Source organism: Paracidovorax citrulli, from assembly GCF_900100305.1.
GTDB classification, from domain to species: Bacteria; Pseudomonadota; Gammaproteobacteria; order Burkholderiales; family Burkholderiaceae_C; genus Paracidovorax; species Paracidovorax citrulli.
On sequence record NZ_FNEY01000019.1, the window covers coordinates 25,314 to 43,827 of the forward strand.

Sequence of the window (18,514 nt, forward strand, 5' to 3'; positions counted from 1 at the left end):
GGCGTTCACGGTTTCGCAGGGCGGCGCCCCCGGGGCGTCATCCCTGGATCGCAGCGAGCTGCATCGGCTGGGGCAGGGCCCCGTGCTGCGGCTGCAGCTTGAAGATCGAGACGGCCTGCACGAGGTCCTGTGCCTGTTGCTGCAGGCTTTTCGCAGCCGCCGAGCTTTGCTCGACCAGCGCGGCGTTCTGCTGAGTGGCCTCGTCCATCTGGTTCACTGCGATGCCCACTTGCGCCACACCGTGGCTCTGCTCGACGCTGGCGGCGCTGATCTCTCCCACGATGTCGCTCACCCGCTTGATCGACGCCACCACTTCTTCCATGGTCTGCCCGGCCCGGTCCACCAGGGCCGATCCGGCTTCCACCTGCGTCACGCTGTCGGTGATGAGGTTCTTGATTTCCTGCGCGGCCTGAGCACTGCGCTGGGCCAGGCTGCGCACCTCGCTGGCGACGACGGCGAAGCCGCGACCGTGTTCGCCCGCCCGGGCTGCCTCCACCGCGGCATTCAACGCGAGGATGTTGGTCTGGAAGGCGATGCCGTCGATGACGCCGATGATGTCGGAGATGCGCCGCGAGCTCTGGTTGATTTCCCGCATCGTGCTCACGACCTGGTTCACGGCCTCTCCTCCCTGTTGTGCCACCCCGGAGGCGCCTTGCGCCAGCTGGTTGGCCTGCTGCGCGCTGTCGGCGTTGTGGTGCACGGTGGAACTGAGTTCTTCCATGGTCGCGGATGTTTCCTGCAGCGCGCTGGCCTGCTGTTCTGTGCGCATGCTCAGGTCGCTGGCCCCCGTGGCGATCTCCGCCGAGCCGATGGCGATGGAATCCGACGCGCTGCGCACCTGGGTGGCAATGCGCGCCAGGCTGCTTTGCATCGTGGCCAGGGAGGCCATCACGCTGCCCGCCGCCACGCCGCCGGCTCCGTCCAGCGGGACCAGATCGCCCTGGGCCACCCGCTGGGCGGCCCAGCCCAGTTCCGAAGGCTCTGCGCCCAGTGCGCGTGCCAGGCGGCGCGTGATGGTCACTGCCGAGGCGACGGCCAGGGCCAGCGCCACCAGGCAGGCCGCGAGCAGGGTGTTGCGCTGTTGGGCGAAGCTCTCGCCGGCTTCATCTTCCGCGGCCACGGCGCGCTTTCCGGCGTCGGCGACGAAATCTCCGGCCTTTCCCGTGAGCTGTGCCAGCAGAGGACGGCATTCATTGTTGATCTTGGTCACGGCAGCCTCGCGCTGTCCGGCCATGGCCATCCGCACGATGTCCCGGGCCACAGGGCCGTACACCGCCTCGATCCGCTCCAGCTCGCCCAGCAGTTGCCGCGTCGATCCGGGGGCCGAGAAATCGGCCGCGACCATTTTCTTGAGCCCGGCCAGATCTTTCTGGACATCCTCGTCGGCTCGCAGCACCAGCGCAAGTTCCTTGTCCACCTCTTGCCGTTCCGTGACGAGCACCAGATTGCGTACAGCGATCGCCCTGCGGTTGACGGCTTCGCGCAGATCGTTCGCGATGTTCGATTGTGCGTCGATGCCTTGCACGTATCCCGTGAAACTCTGGTTCGCGTTGCCCAGCGAACGCAGGGACATGACCGAAACGATGAGCACCATGACCACCAGGGCCCCGAACGCGATGCCGAGTTGGTTCTTGACTTTCATTGTGGCTTTGCGCATTGAGGGGGCCTCTGTAGAAGATGGGGGTCGCCGTTGAAGTAGAAAATGTAATAAATTATTGTTTTAATCGATAAAAATGATTTCTATGGACTGGATTGACATTTTTTTGGAAGGGGCTTTTGTAGTGTTTCCGAGGCAGGCAGGCGTCCCGTCCGTCAGGGAAACCATTTCGTTCCCGTGGTGGAAGGGAGGGACCGGGTACCCCAAGGGCCGTGCCCCTCTAGAATCCAGGGCCCCGCCCCCACGCCATTCCAATGAACGCCCCTGTTGACGTTTCCTTTTTCGCGCGCGCCGCCAAGCCGCTGACGAGCTACCGCCCCTATTGGGCGAAGCGTTTCGGCACGGCCCCGTTCCTGCCCATGAGCCGCGAGGAGATGCAGCAACTGGGATGGGACAGCTGCGACGTGATCCTGGTGACGGGCGACGCCTATGTCGATCACCCGAGCTTCGGCATGGCGGTGATCGGCCGCACGCTGGAGGCGCAGGGCTTTCGCGTGGGCATCATCGCCCAGCCCGACTGGCAGAGCGCCGAGCCCTTCAAGGCGCTGGGCCGTCCCAACCTGTTCTGGGGCGTGACGGCGGGCAACATGGATTCCATGATCAACCGGTACACGGCCGACCGGAAGATCCGCAGCGACGACGCCTATACGCCGGGCGACGTGGGTGGCAAGCGCCCCGACCGGGCAGCCATCGTCTACAGCCAGCGTTGCCGCGAGGCATTCAAGGACGTGCCCATCATCCTGGGCGGCATCGAAGGCAGCCTGCGCCGCATCGCCCACTACGACTACTGGAGCGACAAGGTGCGCCGCTCCATCGTGGTCGATGCCAAATGCGACCTGCTGCTGTACGGCAACGCCGAGCGCGCGCTGGTCGAGGTGGCGCACCGCCTCGCCGCGCGCGAGCCGGTCGAGCAGATCACCGACGTGCGCGGCACGGCCTTCGTGCGCCGGCCGGGCGACGAGACGGCCGCCGGCTGGTTCGAGATCGACTCCACCACGGTCGATGAACCGGGCCGTGTCGAGGCCCACGTGAATCCCTATCTCACGACCAGCGAGCAGGCCTCCGCGCAGGGCAGCATCTGCAGCAAGGAGGAGGGCGCTCCTGCGGCGCAGGATCCGAACCCCGCGGTCCAGCCCATCCAGTTCGTCGCGAACCCGGCGCTCAAGGCCAAACTGAAAGTGCCCCCGCGCGAAAAGAGCGTCATCCGGCTGCCCAGCTACGAGCAGGTCAAGAGCGACCCGGTGCTGTACGCGCACGCCAACCGCGTGCTGCACCTGGAAACCAATCCCGGCAATGCCCGCGCGCTGGTGCAGGCGCACGGGGAGGGCGCCACGGCGCGCGACGTGTGGATCAACCCGCCGCCCATCCCGCTCACCACGGCCGAGATGGACCACGTCTTCGACCTGCCGTATGCCCGGGGCCCGCACCCCAGTTATGCCGACGAGAACGGCAGCCACGACGGCGCGACGAAGATCCCCGCGTGGGAGATGATCCGCTTCAGCGTGAACATCATGCGCGGCTGCTTCGGCGGCTGCACGTTCTGCTCGATCACCGAGCACGAGGGCCGCATCATCCAGAGCCGCAGCGAGGACTCGATCATTCAGGAGATCGAGGACATCCGCGACAAGGTCAAGGGTTTCACCGGCACCATCTCGGACCTGGGCGGCCCCACGGCCAACATGTACCGCCTGGGCTGCCGCAGCCCCGAGATCGAGGCCGCCTGCCGCAAGCCCAGCTGCGTCTATCCGGGCATCTGCCAGAACCTCACCACCGACCACGGCCCGCTCATCAAGATCTACCGCCGGGGCCGGGCGCTCAAGGGCATCAAGAAGATCCTCATCGGCTCGGGCCTGCGCTACGACCTGGCCGTGAAGTCGCCCGAGTACGTCCGGGAACTGGTGCAGCACCATGTGGGCGGCTACCTGAAAATCGCACCGGAGCACACCGAGCAGGGCCCGCTCACCAAGATGATGAAGCCGGGCATCGGCAGCTATGACCGCTTCAAGCAGATGTTCGAGCAGTTCAGCGAAGAGGCGGGCAAGAAGCAGTTCCTGATCCCGTACTTCATCGCCGCGCACCCGGGAACCAGCGACGAGGACATGATGAACCTCGCCATCTGGCTCAAGAAGAACGGCTTCCGCGCCGACCAGGTACAGACCTTCTACCCCAGCCCCATGGCCACGGCCACGGCCATGTACCACTCCGGCCGCAATACGCTGACCCGGGTGCGGCGCCAGATGCGCGACGCGGCCGAGGAGTCGGTGGACATCGTGCGCGGAGAGAAGCGCCGCCGCCTGCACAAGGCCTTCCTGCGCTACCACGATCCGAACAACTGGCCCCTGCTGCGCGAGGCGCTCAAGGCGATGGGCCGGGCCGACCTGATCGGCAACGGCAAGCACCACCTGATCCCCACCTTCCAGCCGATGACGGACGGCAGCTACCAGAGCGCCCGGCGCAAGAACAGCACCACGGCGCCCGCCAAGGGGCCGGCACCCGGCAAGCTGCTCACCCAGCACACGGGCCTGCCACCCCGGGCGGGTGTTCGCGCCGGGCCGCGCGCAGGCGGGCCGTCGTCGGGCAAGCCCGCGGCCGGGCCGCGTCCGGGCGGTGCGGGGCGCAACAAACCCCGCTGACCAAGGCCGGGGCGTCCCGGTTGCCAGTCCGCACCCTGCGTTACGGCCGGGGCTGCGGCCCGGGCAGGCAGCCCTCAGGCCGCAGGCTGGGTGATGAGGTCTTCGATGATGAGGCGCCGGTAGAAGAACGCGGCGCTCGCGCCCAGCGGTTCCAGGGACGCCTGCAGCGATTCCGGGCTGTCGTCGTCGCGAGGGCGGATCAGCAGCCCGTGGTGGCCCTGTGCCGCCAGATCGGCGATGCGGCGCACGATCACGCCTTCCGCCCCAACGCTCGGCAGGGGGGTATCCGCATTGCCCAGGGTGCGCACCACGTGCTGGTGGATCGCGTCCGGCGGCGCATGCGACACATCGGTGTAGCCCTGGTCCGCCAGGGCCTGCGCCGCGTCGCGGCCGGACTGCTCCCCTGGAAAGAGGGCGAATACGTAGCCCGTGGGATAGAACATGCCGGTGGGCGACGTCATGTCGGGGTCGAGTGCGAACGGCTTCATGGGCTCACCTCTTGTGGGGCAAAGGATGCGCGCACGTGGTGCCGCGCGACTCCAGCGATTGGGCAATGCCGCGTTGCTTCCGCCAGGTAGGGCAACCCAGCGGCGTGTTGTCGGACGGCGCCGATGTCCGGCAGCCCGCGCCGGTCAGTCGAGGGTATGCAGGGGGATGTCCTCCTGCCGGGCCCAGCGGTCCAGCTCCTCCCGGCGACGATGGCGCAGGAAGCCGGCGATGGCTTCCCGGGTGGACGCATCGCGCGGGCCGGCATCCGGCGGCAGGCCGGCCGCGGCGCACAGCCGGGCCATGAAATGCGGCTCCAGGGCCGCCAGCGCCACCCGCCCGTCCGCGCATCCATAGACGCGGTATCCCGCGTGGGCGCCCCCCACGTCGCCGGCAGGGAGGGCCAGCCCCCAGGTCCTGGGCAGCGCCAGCCACCGGGCCGCTGTGGCGAGTGCGATCTCGTGTTCCGTGCCCCTTCCCGTGGAATGCCTGGCGAGCAATGCACGCGACACCGCCTCGGACGCCAGTAGCGCGCCCGCCATGTCCGCATGCAGGCTGGCGGGGAGCAACTCTCCCGCGGGCAGAAGCCCTGCCTCCGCCTGGTAGGTGAGATCGTGGCCCGGCGCTTCCGCGGCATTGCCCGGGCCGCCCACGATCCGGACCAGCGACAGCGCAGGGTGGCGGTCCTGCAATGTGGGCCAGTCCAGCCCGAGCCGTTGCAGCGCCGAGGGGCGGAACGAGGTGATCAGCACATCCGTGGCCGCCAGTTCCTGGTGCAGCAGCGCCTGTCCCTCAGGCGTTTTCAAGTCGGCCTGGAGCACGCGGACGCCGGCATGCAGCTCCGCATAGGCCTGCGGGCAATAGAGCGCCATGGGATCCGCGCTGGGCCTGCCCGAGGGCGCGGGCGGCTCGAGCTTCGTGCACGAGGCGCCCTCGTCGCGGCACCGCGCCAGGGCCGCAGGTCCCGGAAGGTTCAGGGCGATGCTGAGAATGCGGAAACCGGCCAGCGCGCCGTTGGAGTGGGGTAAGGAGGCCATGCCCCAGTATCGCCCGGACAGGGCAGGGAGGCATGCCGCGCCGTGCGCCCATGAAAAAGCCGCCCGGAGGCGGCTTCCTGCCCATGCTGGCGCCCGCGGGCGGGGTCAGATCACCTTGGCGATCGACTGGCAGACGTAGTCGATGTTCTTGCTGTTGAGCGCGGCCACGCACATGCGGCCGGTGTCGGTGCCGTACACGCCGAACTCGGTGCGCAGGCGCACCATCTGGTCCTTGGACAGGCCCGAGTAGCTGAACATGCCGATCTGCTGCGTGATGAAGGACATGTCCTGCTGCACGCCGGCGGCCTTGAGGCCGTCCACCAGCTTCTGGCGCATGGCCTTGATGCGCACGCGCATCTCGCCCAGTTCCTTCTCCCACAGGGCGCGCAGCTCGGGGTTGCCCAGCACCGCGGCCACCACCGCGCCGCCATGCGTGGGCGGATTGGAGTAGTTGGTGCGGATCACGATCTTCAGCTGGCTCAGCACGCGGGAGGCTTCTTCCTTGTCGGCGCACAGCACGGACAGGCCGCCCACGCGCTCGCCATACAGGCTGAAGCTCTTGGAGAAAGAGGTGGAAACGAAGAAGCTCAGGCCGGCGGCGACGAACTTCTGGATCACCGCACCGTCTTCCTGGATGCCGTGGCCGAAGCCCTGGTAGGCCATGTCGAGGAAGGCCGTCAGGCCCTGGGCCTTGACCACGGCCACCACCTGGTCCCACTGCTCGGAGGTGATGTCGTAGCCGGTGGGGTTGTGGCAGCAGGCGTGCAGCACGACGATGGTGCCGGGCGCGGCGGCCTTGAGGCTGGCCAGCATGCCTTCGAAGTTCACGCCGCGCTTGGCCGCGTCGTAGTAGGTGTAGGTATCGACCACGAAGCCGGCGTTGGTGAACAGCGCGCGGTGGTTCTCCCAGCTCGGATCGGAAATCAGCACCTTGGCGTCGGGGCTGACCTTCTTCAGGAAATCGGCGCCGATCTTCAGGCCGCCCGTGCCGCCGATGGCCTGCACGGTCGCAACGCGGCCGGAGGTGACGGGCTCGCTGCCTTCGCCGAACACCAGCGACTTGACGGCGTTGTCATAGGCGACGATGCCGTCGATGGGCAGGTAGCCGCGTGCCGAAGGCTTGTCCATCATGGCCTTTTCCGCGGCCTGGACGCATTGGAGCAGGGGCAGCTTGCCGTTGTCGTCGAAATACACGCCCACCCCCAGGTTGACCTTGTTGGGGTTGGTGTCGGCAGCGTACTGCTCGTTCAGACCCAGGATCGGGTCGCGCGGTGCCATTTCGACGGCGGTGAAGAGAGACATGGAGTTTCCTTGGGGTATCGACGAAGGATGTCGGAACGGGAGACCCGGCCTGTTGTACTCTGCCAGGTCGCCCCGATTTTAAGGGCTCCACCCTGAGCCAGCCCATGCCAAAACCCATCGAAACCATGCCGGAGGCGCGAGGCGAAGGCACCCTCGTGCGCTTTCCCGATTCGCCATTCGAGCTCTACCAGCCCTATCCGCCGGCGGGCGACCAGCCCACCGCCATCGATCAGCTGGTCGAGGGCGTGCGCGACGGCGAAGTCTTCCAGACCCTGCTGGGCGTGACCGGGTCCGGCAAGACGTTCACCATGGCCAACGTGATCGCCCGGCTCGGCCGGCCGGCGATCGTGTTCGCCCCCAACAAGACGCTCGCCGCCCAGCTCTACAGCGAGTTCCGGGAGTTCTTCCCGAACAATGCCGTCGAGTACTTCGTCAGCTACTACGACTATTACCAGCCCGAGGCCTACGTCCCGCAGCGCGATCTTTTCATCGAAAAGGACTCGGCCATCAACGAGCACATCGAGCAGATGCGGCTGTCGGCCACCAAGAGCGTGCTCGAGCGGCGCGACGTGGTCATCGTGGCCACGGTGAGCGCCATCTACGGTATCGGGGCGCCCGAGGACTACACCAAGATGCGCTTCATCATGCGCGTGGGCGACGAGATCAGCCAGCGCGACGTGATCTCGCGCCTGATCCGCATGCAGTACACGCGCAACGAGCAGGATTTCGCGCGCGGCACCTTCCGTGTGCGCGGCGACACCATCGACGTGTTCCCCTCGGAGCACAGCGAACTGGCCATCCGCATCGAATTGTTCGACGACGAGATCGAAACCCTGTCGCTGTTCGACCCGCTCACCGGTCGCGTTCGCCAGAAGATCCCGCGCTTCACCATCTACCCCAGCAGCCACTACGTCACCCCCCGCGACAAGGTGCTGGCCGCCGTCGAGACCATCAAGCTGGAGTTGAACGAGCGGCTGGCCCAGTTCGTGGCCGAGGGCAAGCTCGTGGAGGCGCAGCGCCTGGAGCAGCGCACCCGGTTCGACCTGGAGATGCTCAGCGAGGTCGGCCACTGCAAGGGCATCGAGAACTACACGCGCCACCTGTCCGGCGCCGCGCCGGGCGATCCGCCGCCCACGCTCACCGACTACCTGCCTCCCGACGCCCTCATGTTCCTGGACGAGAGCCACCAGATGATAGGCCAGCTCGCGGCGATGTTCAACGGTGACCGCGCGCGCAAGACCACCCTGGTCGAATATGGCTTCCGACTGCCTTCCGCGCTCGACAACCGGCCGCTCAAGTTCGAGGAGTTCGAGCGGCGCATGCGCCAGGTCGTCTTCGTGTCGGCCACGCCGGCCGACTACGAGAAGACCCACTCGGGCCAGGTGGTGGACCAGGTGGTGCGCCCGACGGGGCTGGTGGACCCCGTCGTGGAGGTGCGCCCCGCCACCCACCAGGTGGACGACGTGCTGCAGGAGATCCGCGTGCGTGTCGAACGCAACGAGCGGGTGCTGATCACCACGCTCACCAAGCGCATGGCCGAGCAGCTCACGGACTACCTGACCGACAACGGCGTGAAGGTGCGCTACCTCCACTCCGACATCGACACCGTCGAACGCGTGGAAATCATCCGCGACCTGCGGCTGGGGGCCTTCGACGTACTGGTGGGGATCAACCTGCTGCGCGAGGGGCTGGACATCCCCGAGGTGTCTCTGGTGGCCATCCTCGATGCGGACAAGGAGGGCTTCCTGCGCGCCGAGCGCAGCCTGATCCAGACCATCGGGCGCGCCGCGCGCAACCTGAACGGCCAGGCGATCCTCTATGCGGACCGCATCACCGAGTCCATGAAAAAAGCCATCGGCGAAACGGAACGGCGGCGCGCGAAACAGATCGCACACAACGAAGCCCAGGGGATCACGCCACGGAGCATCGTCAAGCAGGTCCGCGACCTGATCGACGGGGTCTATAGCGAGAAGACCGGCCGGGAGGCCGAGCGTCTCGAGCAGGAGGCCCTGCGCCGGGCCCAGGTCGAGGACATGTCCGAAAAGGATGTCGCCCGCGAAATCAAGCGGCTGGAAAAGCAGATGCTGGACCATGCGCGCAACCTGGAGTTCGAACAGGCCGCCCGGGTGCGGGACCAGCTGAACCGGCTGAAGGCGCAGGCCTTCGGAGCCAGCGGGGCCGACCAGGCGGCCTGAACGTAAGAAGAGGGCGCCGCCTGGGCGAAAAGGTGACTGATGGGTTTTGTTACCCGACAAAAACAATAGGGTTTTGTGCTATACTTGGGCGCAACACTCAAGAAAACAGCCCACGAAGAAGGGCTCCTGTGCTCCCCGTCCATGGGGCTTCGTGCGGGAGTGTAGGGGCGGAGACGAGCCGGCGACCTCTGCGGTATGCCCAGTGCCATCGGGTTCCGGCATTTCTATAACGGACAAGCTAGCAAAGGAGCTTGCGATGCGTCTCACTACCAAAGGCCGTTTCGCGGTCACCGCAATGATCGACCTGGCCCTCCGCCAGAACAATGGTCCCGTCACGCTGGCGGCCATCAGCCAGCGCCAGCAGATTTCGCTGTCGTACCTGGAGCAGCTCTTCGGCAAGCTGCGCCGCCATGAACTCGTCGAATCCACCCGCGGCCCGGGCGGCGGCTACACCCTGGCCCGCAAGGCGGCCGACATCACCGTCGCCGACATCATCGTGTCGGTGGACGAACCCATCGACGCCACGCAATGCGGCGGCAAGGAAAACTGCCTGGGCGAGGCGGGCCGCTGCATGACGCACGAGCTGTGGGCCTCCCTGAACCAGCGCATGGTCGAGTTCCTGGACTCCGTCACGCTGCAGAAGCTGGTGGACGACCAGATCGCCAAGGGCGTGCAGATCGAGGACAAGCCGGTGGTCCGCCGCGCCATTTCCACGACGCCGGTGGTCAAGCCCATCCGCGTGAATGCACCCAACTCCGTGTTCGCCCTGGGCAACGCATTCGCCAAATCCTGAACCCGACGGCCCGGGCGACCCCGGGGTTCGGGGTCGGCTCGGTCAGGGCCGCTCCCGTCGCCACGATTCGCCAGCCAGACATTTACTGAGCCAGCCATGGACATGACACCGCATTTCCCCATCTACCTGGACTATGGAGCCACGACGCCGGTCGATCCGCGCGTGGTGGACGCCATGATCCCCTGGTTGCGCGAGCACTTCGGCAACCCGGCGTCGCGCAGCCATGCGTGGGGCTGGGAAGCCGAGGAGGCCGTGGAAAAGGCGCGTGCCGACGTCGCGGCGCTCATCCAAGCGGATCCCCGCGAGATCGTCTGGACCAGCGGTGCCACCGAGTCCAACAACCTCGCCATCAAGGGCGCAGGCCATTTCTACAAGGGCAAGGGCAAGCACCTCATCACCGTCAAGACGGAGCACAAGGCCGTTCTCGACACGATGCGCGAGATGGAGCGCCAGGGCTTCGAGGTCACCTACCTGGACGTGCAGGAAAACGGCCTGCTCGATTTCGAAGTGCTGAAGGCGGCCATCCGCCCCGACACGATCCTGCTGAGCGTGATGTTCGTGAATAACGAGATCGGCGTCATTCAGGACATTCCCGCGATCGGCGCGCTGTGCCGCGAAAAGGGCGTCATCTTCCACGTCGATGCGGCCCAGGCCACCGGCAAGGTGGAGATCGACCTGCAGACCCTGCCGGTGGACCTCATGAGCCTGGCTTCGCACAAGACCTACGGCCCCAAGGGCATCGGTGCGCTCTATGTGCGCCGCAAGCCCCGGGTGCGCCTGGAGGCGCAGATGCACGGTGGAGGGCACGAGCGCGGCATGCGCTCCGGCACCCTGCCGACGCACCAGATCGTCGGCATGGGCGAGGCCTTCCGCATCGCCCGCGAAGAAATGGCGCAGGACCTTGCCAAGGTCCGCGTGCTGCAGAAGCGCCTGCTCGACGGGCTGACCGACATCGAACAGGTGTTCGTGAACGGCGACCTCGAGCGCCGCGTGCCGCACAACCTCAACATCAGCTTCAACTTCGTCGAAGGCGAATCGCTGATCATGGGTATCAAGGGCCTGGCGGTGTCGTCGGGCTCCGCGTGCACCTCCGCGAGCCTGGAGCCCAGCTACGTGCTGCGCGCGCTGGGCCGCAGCGACGAACTGGCGCACAGCAGCCTGCGCATGACGATCGGCCGGTTCACCACCGAGGAAGAGATCGATGTCGCGGTGTCCTCCATCCGCCACAACGTCGCCAAGCTGCGCGAACTGAGCCCCCTGTGGGAAATGTACAAGGATGGCGTGGACATCAGCTCCATCCAATGGGCTGCCCACTGATCCCGGCAGCCACGAAGAAGTGAAAGGCAGGTAGAAATCATGGCTTACTCCGACAAGGTCATCGACCATTACGAAAACCCCCGCAACGTGGGTTCGTTCGACAAGAGCGACGATTCCGTGGGCACCGGCATGGTGGGCGCTCCCGCCTGCGGCGACGTGATGAAGCTGCAGATCAAGGTGAACCCGGAAACCGGTGTGATCGAGGACGCACGGTTCAAGACGTATGGCTGCGGCTCGGCCATCGCTTCCTCGTCCCTGGTCACCGAATGGGTCAAGGGCAAGACGCTGGACGAGGCGGCGGCGCTCAAGAACGCCGAGATCGCCCAGGAACTGGCTCTGCCGCCGGTCAAGATCCATTGCTCCATCCTGGCCGAGGATGCGATCAAGGCCGCCGTGCAGGACTACAAGGCCAAGCACTCGGCCCTGGCGGGAGCCTGACCGGCCATGGCGATCACTCTCACGGAAGCCGCAGCGCGGCACGTCAGCCGGTACCTGTCCCGCAGAGGCAAGGGCCTGGGCGTGCGTCTGGGGGTGAAGACCACCGGTTGCTCCGGCCTGGCCTACAAGCTGGAGTATGTCGATGAGCCCGAGCCGGAGGACGTGATCTTCGAGGACCACGGCGTCAAGGTGCTGATCGACCCGAAGAGCCTGGCGTATATCGACGGCACGCAGCTGGATTTCGTGCGGGAAGGATTGAACGAAGGTTTTCGCTTCAACAATCCCAACGAGCGCGACCGCTGCGGCTGCGGGGAAAGTTTCCGCGTCTGAGCCGTCCGGCCCTCCGGGCGTTTCTGCCGGTGTCGCCGGCATGGACCATGACGAACCGCCATCGCAGGTGTGCTGGCGGTTTTTTTCTTGACATGAATCTGCAATCCGACGATTTCGAGCTTTTCGACCTGCCCAAGCGCTTCGCCCAGGAGCGCCCGGCGATCGATGCCCGCTGGAAAGCCCTGCAGCGGGAGGCCCATCCCGACCGCTTCGCGGCGCAGGGCGCGGCGGCCCAGAGGGTGGCGATGCAATGGTCCGTGCGCATCAATGAGGCCTACCAGCGGCTGAAGGATCCGATCCGCCGGGCGGCCTACCTGTGCGAACTCCACGGGGCCCCCATCCAGGCGGAGGACAACACGGCCATGCCGGCGGCATTCCTGATGCAGCAGATGGAGTGGCGCGAAGCCCTCGACGATGCCGCCGACGGGGCCGCCATCGACCGGCTGGAGGCGGAGGTGCGACAGGCCCGTGGCGACGCACTGGATCGCTGCGGCGAACTGATCGACGTGCGCCAGGACTATGCGGCCGCGGCGGGGGCTGTCAGAGGCCTTATGTTCATTGAGCGCTTTGCGCTCGACATCGATCGCCGCCGGGAGCAACTGGAACAATAGCCCCTTGCTTCTTCCGCAGGCCCGCATGGCCTCGCGCGTTTTCCATTTTCCGGAGCAGGGCGCCTTCGCGACCCACTTTACCCTCCGGCTTGCACGTTACCACCACCATGGCGCTTCTGCAGATTTCCGAACCCGGCCAGTCCCCGAATCCCCACCAGCGCCGCATCGCGGTCGGTATCGATCTCGGGACGACCCACTCCCTGGTGGCCGCCGTGCGCAATGGTGCCGCGGAGTGCCTGCCGGATGCCGAGGGCCGGTTGCTGCTGCCTTCGGTGGTGCGCTACCTGCCCCAGGGACGCCGGCAGATCGGCTACGCGGCCATGGACTCCCGGTCGGAAGACGCCGCCAACACCCTGGTGTCTGTCAAGCGCTTCATGGGCCGCGGGCTCAAGGATATCGACCATCCCGAGCGCCTGCCCTACGCCTTCGTTCCCGGCCAGGAAGGCGACATGGTGGCGATGCAAACCGTGGACGGGGTGAAGTCTCCCGTCGAGGTGAGCGCGGAAATCCTGGCCGAACTGCGCCACCGTGCCGAAGACACCTTCGACGAGGACCTCTACGGCGCGGTGATCACCGTGCCTGCCTATTTCGACGACGCGCAGCGGCAGGCGACCAAGGACGCCGCCCGTCTGGCGGGCCTGAACCTGCTGCGCCTCATCAACGAACCCACGGCTGCGGCCATTGCCTACGGCCTGGACAATGCCAGCGAGGGCGTCTATGCGGTCTATGACCTGGGCGGTGGAACCTTCGACATTTCCATCCTGCGCCTGACGCAGGGGGTGTTCGAGGTGATCGCCACCGGTGGTGATTCCGCGCTCGGCGGCGACGACTACGATGCCGTGCTGGCGGAGTGGGCGCTGCAGCGGCTGGGCATCCGGGCCGAAAGCGCGCAGGACAAGGCGGCAGCGCGCATCGCGGCACGGGCGTGCAAGGAAGGGCTGACGGCCGCCGAGAGCGCGCTGTTTTCGGCGCGTATCGGCGGCAACGAGGTCCGGCTGGACGTGCTCCGCGGTGATTTCGATGCCATCACGTCGGCGCTGACGGAGCGCACGCTGGCGGCGGTACGACGTGCCTTGCGGGATGCGCGCCTGCAGCGGGAGGACATCCAGGGCGTCGTGATGGTCGGCGGGTCCACCCGCATGCCGCAGATCCAGCGCGCGGTGGCCGCGTTCTTCGGCACCGAGCCCTTGAACAACCTGAATCCGGACGAGGTGGTCGCCCTGGGCGCCGCCATCCAGGCGCACCAGCTTGCCGGCAATGACCCGGCGGGCGACATGCTGCTGCTGGACGTGATCCCCCTGTCGCTGGGCATCGAAACCATGGGAGGGCTCGTGGAGCGCATCATCTCGCGCAACGAGACCATTCCCACCGCCAAGGCCCAGGATTTCACGACCTACAAGGACGGCCAGACGGCCCTGGCCATCCATGTGGTGCAGGGCGAGCGGGACCTGGTCGCGGATTGCCGCAGCCTGGCCCGCTTCGAGCTGCGCGGCATCCCGCCGATGGCGGCGGGAGCGGCGCGCATCCGCGTCACTTTCACGGTGGATGCCGATGGCCTGCTGGGCGTGAGCGCGCGCGAGCAGAGCACGGGTGTCGAAGCGCGGGTGGACGTCAAGCCGTCCTACGGCCTGTCCGACGACCAGATCGCGCGCATGCTGCAGGAAGGTTTCGCCACGGCGGGCGAGGACATGCGGGCCCGTGCGCTGGTCGAGGCCCGCGTGGAGGCGGACCGCATGCTCATGGCGACCCGCACGGCGCTGGAGGCCGACGGCGATATCCTTCCGCCGGGCGAGCGCCAGTCCATCGACGTGCTCGTGCAGGCATTGGAGGCAGTGCGCGAGCATGAAGATGCCTCCGCCATCGATGCCGCGACCCAGGCCCTCGCCAGGGGCACGGAAGCTTTCGCCGCCCGGCGCATGAACCGGGGCATCCAGCAGGCGCTGGCCGGCAAGAGCGTCCAGAGCCTCTGAGGCACCAGAACATCCTTTCAAGCCAGCCCACGACATGCCTGTCATCAAGATACTGCCCCATCCCGAATACTGTCCTGCCGGCACGGAGGTAAGCGCGCCCGCGGGCACCTCGATCTGCGAAGCCCTGCTGGACAATGGCATCAAGATCGAGCACGCCTGCGACATGAGCTGCGCCTGCACCACCTGCCATGTGATCGTGCGGCAGGGCTACGAGTCGCTCAACGAGGCCGAGGAAGAGGAGGAAGACCTGCTCGACCGGGCCTGGGGGCTCGAGCCGCAGTCGCGGCTGTCCTGCCAGGCGATCCTTGCGCAGAAGGACGTGACGGTGGAGATTCCAAAGTACACGATCAACCATGCCAAGGAGAACCACTGATGCAGGCCCAGGCTGAATTCCGCCCGGTCGGTACCGCGGCATGTGCAGGAGGCCGGGCATGACGCGGCAGATCGTTCTCGATACCGAAACCACGGGCCTGTCCGCGGAGGGTGGCGACCGCATCATCGAACTGGGATGCGTGGAGCTGTTGAACCGCAAACTGACCGGCAACAACCTGCACCTGTACTTCAACCCGGAGCGCGACAGCCACGAGGACGCGCTGAAGGTGCACGGCATCAGCAACGAGTTCCTGAAGGACAAGCCCAAGTTCGCCGAGGTGGTGGACGAGATCCTGGAATACCTCCAGGGTGCTGAAATCATCATCCACAACGCGGCCTTCGACGTGGGCTTCCTGAACAAGGAGCTGGAGCTGACGGGTCGTCCCGCGTTCACCAGCTACGTCGAGAGCGTGACGGACACGCTGGTGATGGCCAAGGAGATGTACCCGGGCAAGCGCAACTCGCTGGACGCGCTGTGCGACCGGCTGGGCGTGGACAACTCCGGTCGTACGCTGCACGGGGCGCTGCTGGACGCGGAGCTGCTGGCCGATGTGTACATCAACCTCACGCGCGGCCAGGATGCGCTGCTGATCGCCGACGACGCGCAGGAGGGCGATGAAACCGCCGTGCGCCTGGCGCCCGTGGATCTTTCGGCCTTCACGCTGCCGGTGCTCCTGGCCAGCGAGCAGGAACTGGCTGCGCACGACGAAGTCCTGGCCCAGATCGACAAGGCCAGCGGCGGCAAAACTATTTGGAAAATTTCTTCGGACGGCCAAAAAGCTATGCCATAATCATGGGCTGCCGCAACAACGGCACTGGGGTGATTAGCTCAGCGGTAGAGCACTGCCTTCACACGGCAGGGGTCACATGTTCGATCCATGTATCACCCACCAGTTTTGATCCGGACGGGCTGCTTTCCAGGTGGTTCTTCCGTAAAGGGTGATTAGCTCAGCGGTAGAGCACTGCCTTCACACGGCAGGGGTCACATGTTCGATCCATGTATCACCCACCATTCCAGACCCCCTGCAGGCCCTGCCTGCAGGGGGTTTTTGCTTTGCGCGCGCTGGCGGCCAGGCGCTGCTCCCGGCGCCGGCGGCGGCGGCTCCTCGGCCACAATCCGGCTTTCTTCCTGCCAGACGCAAGGCTGCCGTGATCATCTACCACAACCCCTCGCACCGTCTCCACGCGCCGGTCCACGAGTTCTTCCGGGGCGAGCGTGTTCCCTGCTTCGAGAAGCCCGACCGCGCCGATTACGTGGAGGCCCGGCTGCGCCGGCAGGGTTACGCGCTGCGTGCTCCGGACACGGACAGCCAGGCCGTCCTGGCACGTGTGCACGCGCCGCGGTACCTGCGCTTCCTGCAGGACGCATGGCCGCAATGGCTGTCGCTGGATGAGCGCAATGCCGGCGTGCAGCCGTTTCCTTCGGTCTGGCCGGTGCGTACGCTGCGTGACGATGTCGAACCCGAGAACTTCGTCGCGCGGCTGGGCCTGTATTCCATGGACAACGGCTCACCCCTGTCCGAAGGCACCTGGGCGGCAGCCAAGGCGGGTGCCGATGCGGCCGCGAGCGCGGCGGCCGCGGTGGCGGCGGGAGCGCGTGCCGCGTTCTGCTGCACCCGTCCTCCGGGCCACCACGCCGGGCCCGACTTCATGGGCGGCTACTGCTTTCTCAACAATGCGGCCGTGGCGGCCCAGTGGCTGCTCGATGCCGGCACCGCCCGCCGCGTGGCCGTGCTGGATGTGGACTACCACCATGGCAACGGCACGCAAAGCATCTTTTACGATCGCTCCGACGTGATGTGCATCAGCATCCATGGCGACCCGCGGACCGAGTATCCGTTCTATCTGGGGCATGCCGACGAAACCGGCGCGGGCCCCGGCGCAGGCTTCAATTTCAATATCCCGCTGCCGGCCGGAACCGCCTTTCCCGACTGGCTCGGCGCGCTCGACCGGGCCTGCGCGCGTGTCGAGGAATGCGGCGCGCAGGCGCTGGTCGTGCCGCTGGGCCTCGACACGTTCGAGGGCGACCCCATCTCGCGGTTCACGCTGTCGTCGCCGGACTTCATCGAAGTGGGCGCCAGACTCGCAGGCCTCGGGCTGCCGACGGTCTTCGTGCTCGAAGGCGGATACGCGGCTGCCGAACTGGGGGTGAACGCAGTCAACGTGCTCGAGGGCTTCGAGCGCGTGGCGGGCGGTGCCGGACCGGAAGGGCGGCCATGAGCGACGCGGTCGAATGCGTCGTCATCGGAGCGGGTGTGGTGGGGCTCGCGGTGGCCAGGGCGCTGGCGATGGAGGGCCGGGAGGTGCTCGTGCTGGAGGCCGCAGGGGCCATCGGCACTGGCACGAGCTCGCGCAACAGCGAGGTCATCCACGCGGGCATCTACTATCCGCAGGGCTCGCTCAAGGCGCGGCTGTGCGTGCAGGGCAGGGAGCTCCTGTATGCCTACTGCGCGCAGCGCGGGGTACCGCATCGCCGGTGCGGCAAGCTCATCGTCGCCACGTCGTCTTCGCAGTTCGCATCGCTCGATGGCATCGCGGCGCGCGCGCGGGCCAACGGTGTGTCCGACCTGCAGCGCCTCGGCCGTGACGAGGCCGTGGCGCTCGAGCCGGCCCTCGCATGTGCCGGTGCGCTATTGTCGCCCAGCACGGGCATCGTGGACAGCCACGCGCTCATGCTGGCACTGCAGGGGGATCTGGAGCACGCTGGCGGCATCGTGGCACTCAACTCCGCTTTCTCCGCGGCGCAGTGCGGGTCGGACGGTATCCTGCTGCAGGCCGAGGACGGCACGAAGCTGCTCGCCCGCTGTGTCATCAACGCGGCCGGTCTGCAGGCGCCGGCGGTGGCTCGCCGTTTCGCGGGCATGCGGCACGACATGGTGCCGGCGGCCTACTACGCCAAGGGAAGCTACTTCTCGTACTCCGGCCGGGCACCGTTTTCGCGGCTGGTCTATCCCGTGCCCGAGGCGGCAGGCCTGGGCGTGCACCTGACCCTCGATCTCGGAGGGCAGGCCAGGTTCGGCCCGGACGTGGAATGGGTCTCGGAAAGCGGCGATCTGGCGGTGGATCCCGCACGTGGCCAGGCGTTCTATGCAGAGGTGCGGAAGTACTGGCCGGCTTTGCAGGACGGGGCGCTCCAGCCTGCCTACGCGGGCATGCGTCCCAAGATCCACGGACCGCACGAGCCGGCCGCGGATTTCGTGGTCCAGGGCCCGGGGGTGCATGGGGTGCCGGGGCTGGTGCATCTGTACGGCATCGAATCGCCCGGGCTCACCAGTTGCCTGGCGATCGCGGAATACGTCACGGCCGCTGCGCGCGGCTGAGGGCTCCGCGGCGGGCTGTGGCTTCGCGCTTCATCGTGGCCGGTAATATGGGA

16 protein-coding genes and 2 tRNA genes are annotated in these 18,514 nt (G+C 66.9%); 14 read left to right on the forward strand and 4 right to left on the reverse strand.

Features of this window, described 5'->3' with window-relative positions; translation table 11 throughout:
• Nucleotides 1-37: 37 nt before the first annotated feature.
• A complete protein-coding gene (locus BLR99_RS13715; RefSeq protein ID WP_011795540.1) occupies nucleotides 38-1,657 on the reverse strand; it encodes a methyl-accepting chemotaxis protein in 1,620 nt (539 codons plus the stop codon).
• 254 nt (nucleotides 1,658-1,911) lie between these two features.
• On the opposite strand from BLR99_RS13715, the gene BLR99_RS13720 reads away from it, so the two are divergent.
• A complete protein-coding gene (locus tag BLR99_RS13720) occupies nucleotides 1,912-4,290 on the forward strand; it encodes a YgiQ family radical SAM protein (protein ID WP_011795541.1) in 2,379 nt (792 codons plus the stop codon).
• Between the two features lie 74 nt (nucleotides 4,291-4,364).
• On the opposite strand, the gene BLR99_RS13725 is transcribed toward BLR99_RS13720, so the two are convergent.
• The 3 genes from BLR99_RS13725 to BLR99_RS13735 form a co-directional block, all read right to left on the reverse strand.
• Nucleotides 4,365-4,778 (reverse strand): hypothetical protein, encoded by a 414-nt coding sequence (locus tag BLR99_RS13725; RefSeq protein ID WP_011795542.1) that lies wholly within the window; start codon nucleotides 4,776-4,778, stop codon nucleotides 4,365-4,367.
• Nucleotides 4,779-4,922: 144 nt separating this feature from the next.
• Entirely contained in the window at nucleotides 4,923-5,813 is an 891-nt protein-coding gene (locus BLR99_RS13730) for a CoA transferase (RefSeq protein ID WP_011795543.1), read from the reverse strand.
• A gap of 105 nt (nucleotides 5,814-5,918) precedes the next feature.
• On the reverse strand, nucleotides 5,919-7,115 hold the full coding sequence (locus BLR99_RS13735) for an amino acid aminotransferase (RefSeq protein WP_011795544.1): 1,197 nt from the start codon (nucleotides 7,113-7,115) through the stop codon (nucleotides 5,919-5,921).
• A 104-nt stretch (nucleotides 7,116-7,219) separates the two neighbouring features.
• On the opposite strand from BLR99_RS13735, the gene uvrB reads away from it, so the two are divergent.
• From uvrB to BLR99_RS13800, 13 genes are all read left to right on the forward strand, one after another.
• Nucleotides 7,220-9,310 carry an excinuclease ABC subunit UvrB gene (gene uvrB, locus BLR99_RS13740; protein WP_011795545.1) on the forward strand — a complete coding sequence of 697 codons (2,091 nt, stop codon included), beginning with the start codon at nucleotides 7,220-7,222 and terminating at the stop codon, nucleotides 9,308-9,310.
• Between the two features lie 256 nt (nucleotides 9,311-9,566).
• Entirely contained in the window at nucleotides 9,567-10,103 is a 537-nt protein-coding gene (gene iscR, locus BLR99_RS13745) for a Fe-S cluster assembly transcriptional regulator IscR (RefSeq protein WP_011795546.1), read from the forward strand.
• A 96-nt stretch (nucleotides 10,104-10,199) separates the two neighbouring features.
• Nucleotides 10,200-11,420 (forward strand): IscS subfamily cysteine desulfurase, encoded by a 1,221-nt coding sequence (locus tag BLR99_RS13750; protein WP_011795547.1) that lies wholly within the window; start codon nucleotides 10,200-10,202, stop codon nucleotides 11,418-11,420.
• A 39-nt stretch (nucleotides 11,421-11,459) separates the two neighbouring features.
• Nucleotides 11,460-11,858 carry a Fe-S cluster assembly scaffold IscU gene (gene iscU / locus BLR99_RS13755; protein WP_011795548.1) on the forward strand — a complete coding sequence of 133 codons (399 nt, stop codon included), beginning with the start codon at nucleotides 11,460-11,462 and terminating at the stop codon, nucleotides 11,856-11,858.
• Between the two features lie 6 nt (nucleotides 11,859-11,864).
• Nucleotides 11,865-12,188 carry an iron-sulfur cluster assembly protein IscA gene (iscA, locus tag BLR99_RS13760; protein WP_011795549.1) on the forward strand — a complete coding sequence of 108 codons (324 nt, stop codon included), beginning with the start codon at nucleotides 11,865-11,867 and terminating at the stop codon, nucleotides 12,186-12,188.
• Between the two features lie 92 nt (nucleotides 12,189-12,280).
• Nucleotides 12,281-12,799 carry a Fe-S protein assembly co-chaperone HscB gene (gene hscB, locus BLR99_RS13765; RefSeq protein WP_017438073.1) on the forward strand — a complete coding sequence of 173 codons (519 nt, stop codon included), beginning with the start codon at nucleotides 12,281-12,283 and terminating at the stop codon, nucleotides 12,797-12,799.
• Nucleotides 12,800-12,906: 107 nt separating this feature from the next.
• A complete protein-coding gene (gene hscA, locus BLR99_RS13770) occupies nucleotides 12,907-14,769 on the forward strand; it encodes a Fe-S protein assembly chaperone HscA (RefSeq protein WP_011795551.1) in 1,863 nt (620 codons plus the stop codon).
• A 34-nt stretch (nucleotides 14,770-14,803) separates the two neighbouring features.
• Complete coding sequence (gene fdx, locus BLR99_RS13775) at nucleotides 14,804-15,142, forward strand: ISC system 2Fe-2S type ferredoxin (protein ID WP_011795552.1); 339 nt, start codon at nucleotides 14,804-14,806, stop codon at nucleotides 15,140-15,142.
• 58 nt (nucleotides 15,143-15,200) lie between these two features.
• A complete protein-coding gene (dnaQ, locus tag BLR99_RS13780; protein WP_011795553.1) occupies nucleotides 15,201-15,932 on the forward strand; it encodes a DNA polymerase III subunit epsilon in 732 nt (243 codons plus the stop codon).
• Between the two features lie 27 nt (nucleotides 15,933-15,959).
• A tRNA-Val gene (locus BLR99_RS13785) sits at nucleotides 15,960-16,034 on the forward strand.
• A 44-nt stretch (nucleotides 16,035-16,078) separates the two neighbouring features.
• Nucleotides 16,079-16,153, forward strand: a tRNA-Val gene (locus tag BLR99_RS13790).
• Nucleotides 16,154-16,290: 137 nt separating this feature from the next.
• Nucleotides 16,291-17,361 (forward strand): histone deacetylase family protein, encoded by a 1,071-nt coding sequence (locus tag BLR99_RS13795; protein WP_017438072.1) that lies wholly within the window; start codon nucleotides 16,291-16,293, stop codon nucleotides 17,359-17,361.
• A complete protein-coding gene (locus tag BLR99_RS13800; RefSeq protein ID WP_017438071.1) occupies nucleotides 17,358-18,461 on the forward strand; it encodes an NAD(P)/FAD-dependent oxidoreductase in 1,104 nt (367 codons plus the stop codon). Before BLR99_RS13795 ends, BLR99_RS13800 begins: the two co-directional genes overlap by 4 nt.
• Nucleotides 18,462-18,514 lie beyond the last annotated feature (53 nt).

Bases quoted from the DNA above. Each gene is read 5' to 3' on its own strand.
- iscA (WP_011795549.1), top strand. From the start codon at position 11,865: ATGGCGATCACTCTCACGGAAGCCGCAGCGCGGCACGTCAGCCGGTAC.
- BLR99_RS13750 (WP_011795547.1), top strand. From the start codon at position 10,200: ATGGACATGACACCGCATTTCCCCATCTACCTGGACTATGGAGCCACG.
- BLR99_RS13715 (WP_011795540.1), bottom strand. From the start codon at position 1,657: ATGCGCAAAGCCACAATGAAAGTCAAGAACCAACTCGGCATCGCGTTC.
- BLR99_RS13735 (WP_011795544.1), bottom strand. From the start codon at position 7,115: ATGTCTCTCTTCACCGCCGTCGAAATGGCACCGCGCGACCCGATCCTG.
- iscU (WP_011795548.1), top strand. From the start codon at position 11,460: ATGGCTTACTCCGACAAGGTCATCGACCATTACGAAAACCCCCGCAAC.
- BLR99_RS13730 (WP_011795543.1), bottom strand. From the start codon at position 5,813: ATGGCCTCCTTACCCCACTCCAACGGCGCGCTGGCCGGTTTCCGCATT.
- BLR99_RS13800 (WP_017438071.1), top strand. From the start codon at position 17,358: ATGAGCGACGCGGTCGAATGCGTCGTCATCGGAGCGGGTGTGGTGGGG.
- dnaQ (WP_011795553.1), top strand. From the start codon at position 15,201: ATGACGCGGCAGATCGTTCTCGATACCGAAACCACGGGCCTGTCCGCG.
- BLR99_RS13725 (WP_011795542.1), bottom strand. From the start codon at position 4,778: ATGAAGCCGTTCGCACTCGACCCCGACATGACGTCGCCCACCGGCATG.
- hscB (WP_017438073.1), top strand. From the start codon at position 12,281: ATGAATCTGCAATCCGACGATTTCGAGCTTTTCGACCTGCCCAAGCGC.
- fdx (WP_011795552.1), top strand. From the start codon at position 14,804: ATGCCTGTCATCAAGATACTGCCCCATCCCGAATACTGTCCTGCCGGC.
- hscA (WP_011795551.1), top strand. From the start codon at position 12,907: ATGGCGCTTCTGCAGATTTCCGAACCCGGCCAGTCCCCGAATCCCCAC.
- iscR (WP_011795546.1), top strand. From the start codon at position 9,567: ATGCGTCTCACTACCAAAGGCCGTTTCGCGGTCACCGCAATGATCGAC.
- uvrB (WP_011795545.1), top strand. From the start codon at position 7,220: ATGCCAAAACCCATCGAAACCATGCCGGAGGCGCGAGGCGAAGGCACC.
- BLR99_RS13720 (WP_011795541.1), top strand. From the start codon at position 1,912: ATGAACGCCCCTGTTGACGTTTCCTTTTTCGCGCGCGCCGCCAAGCCG.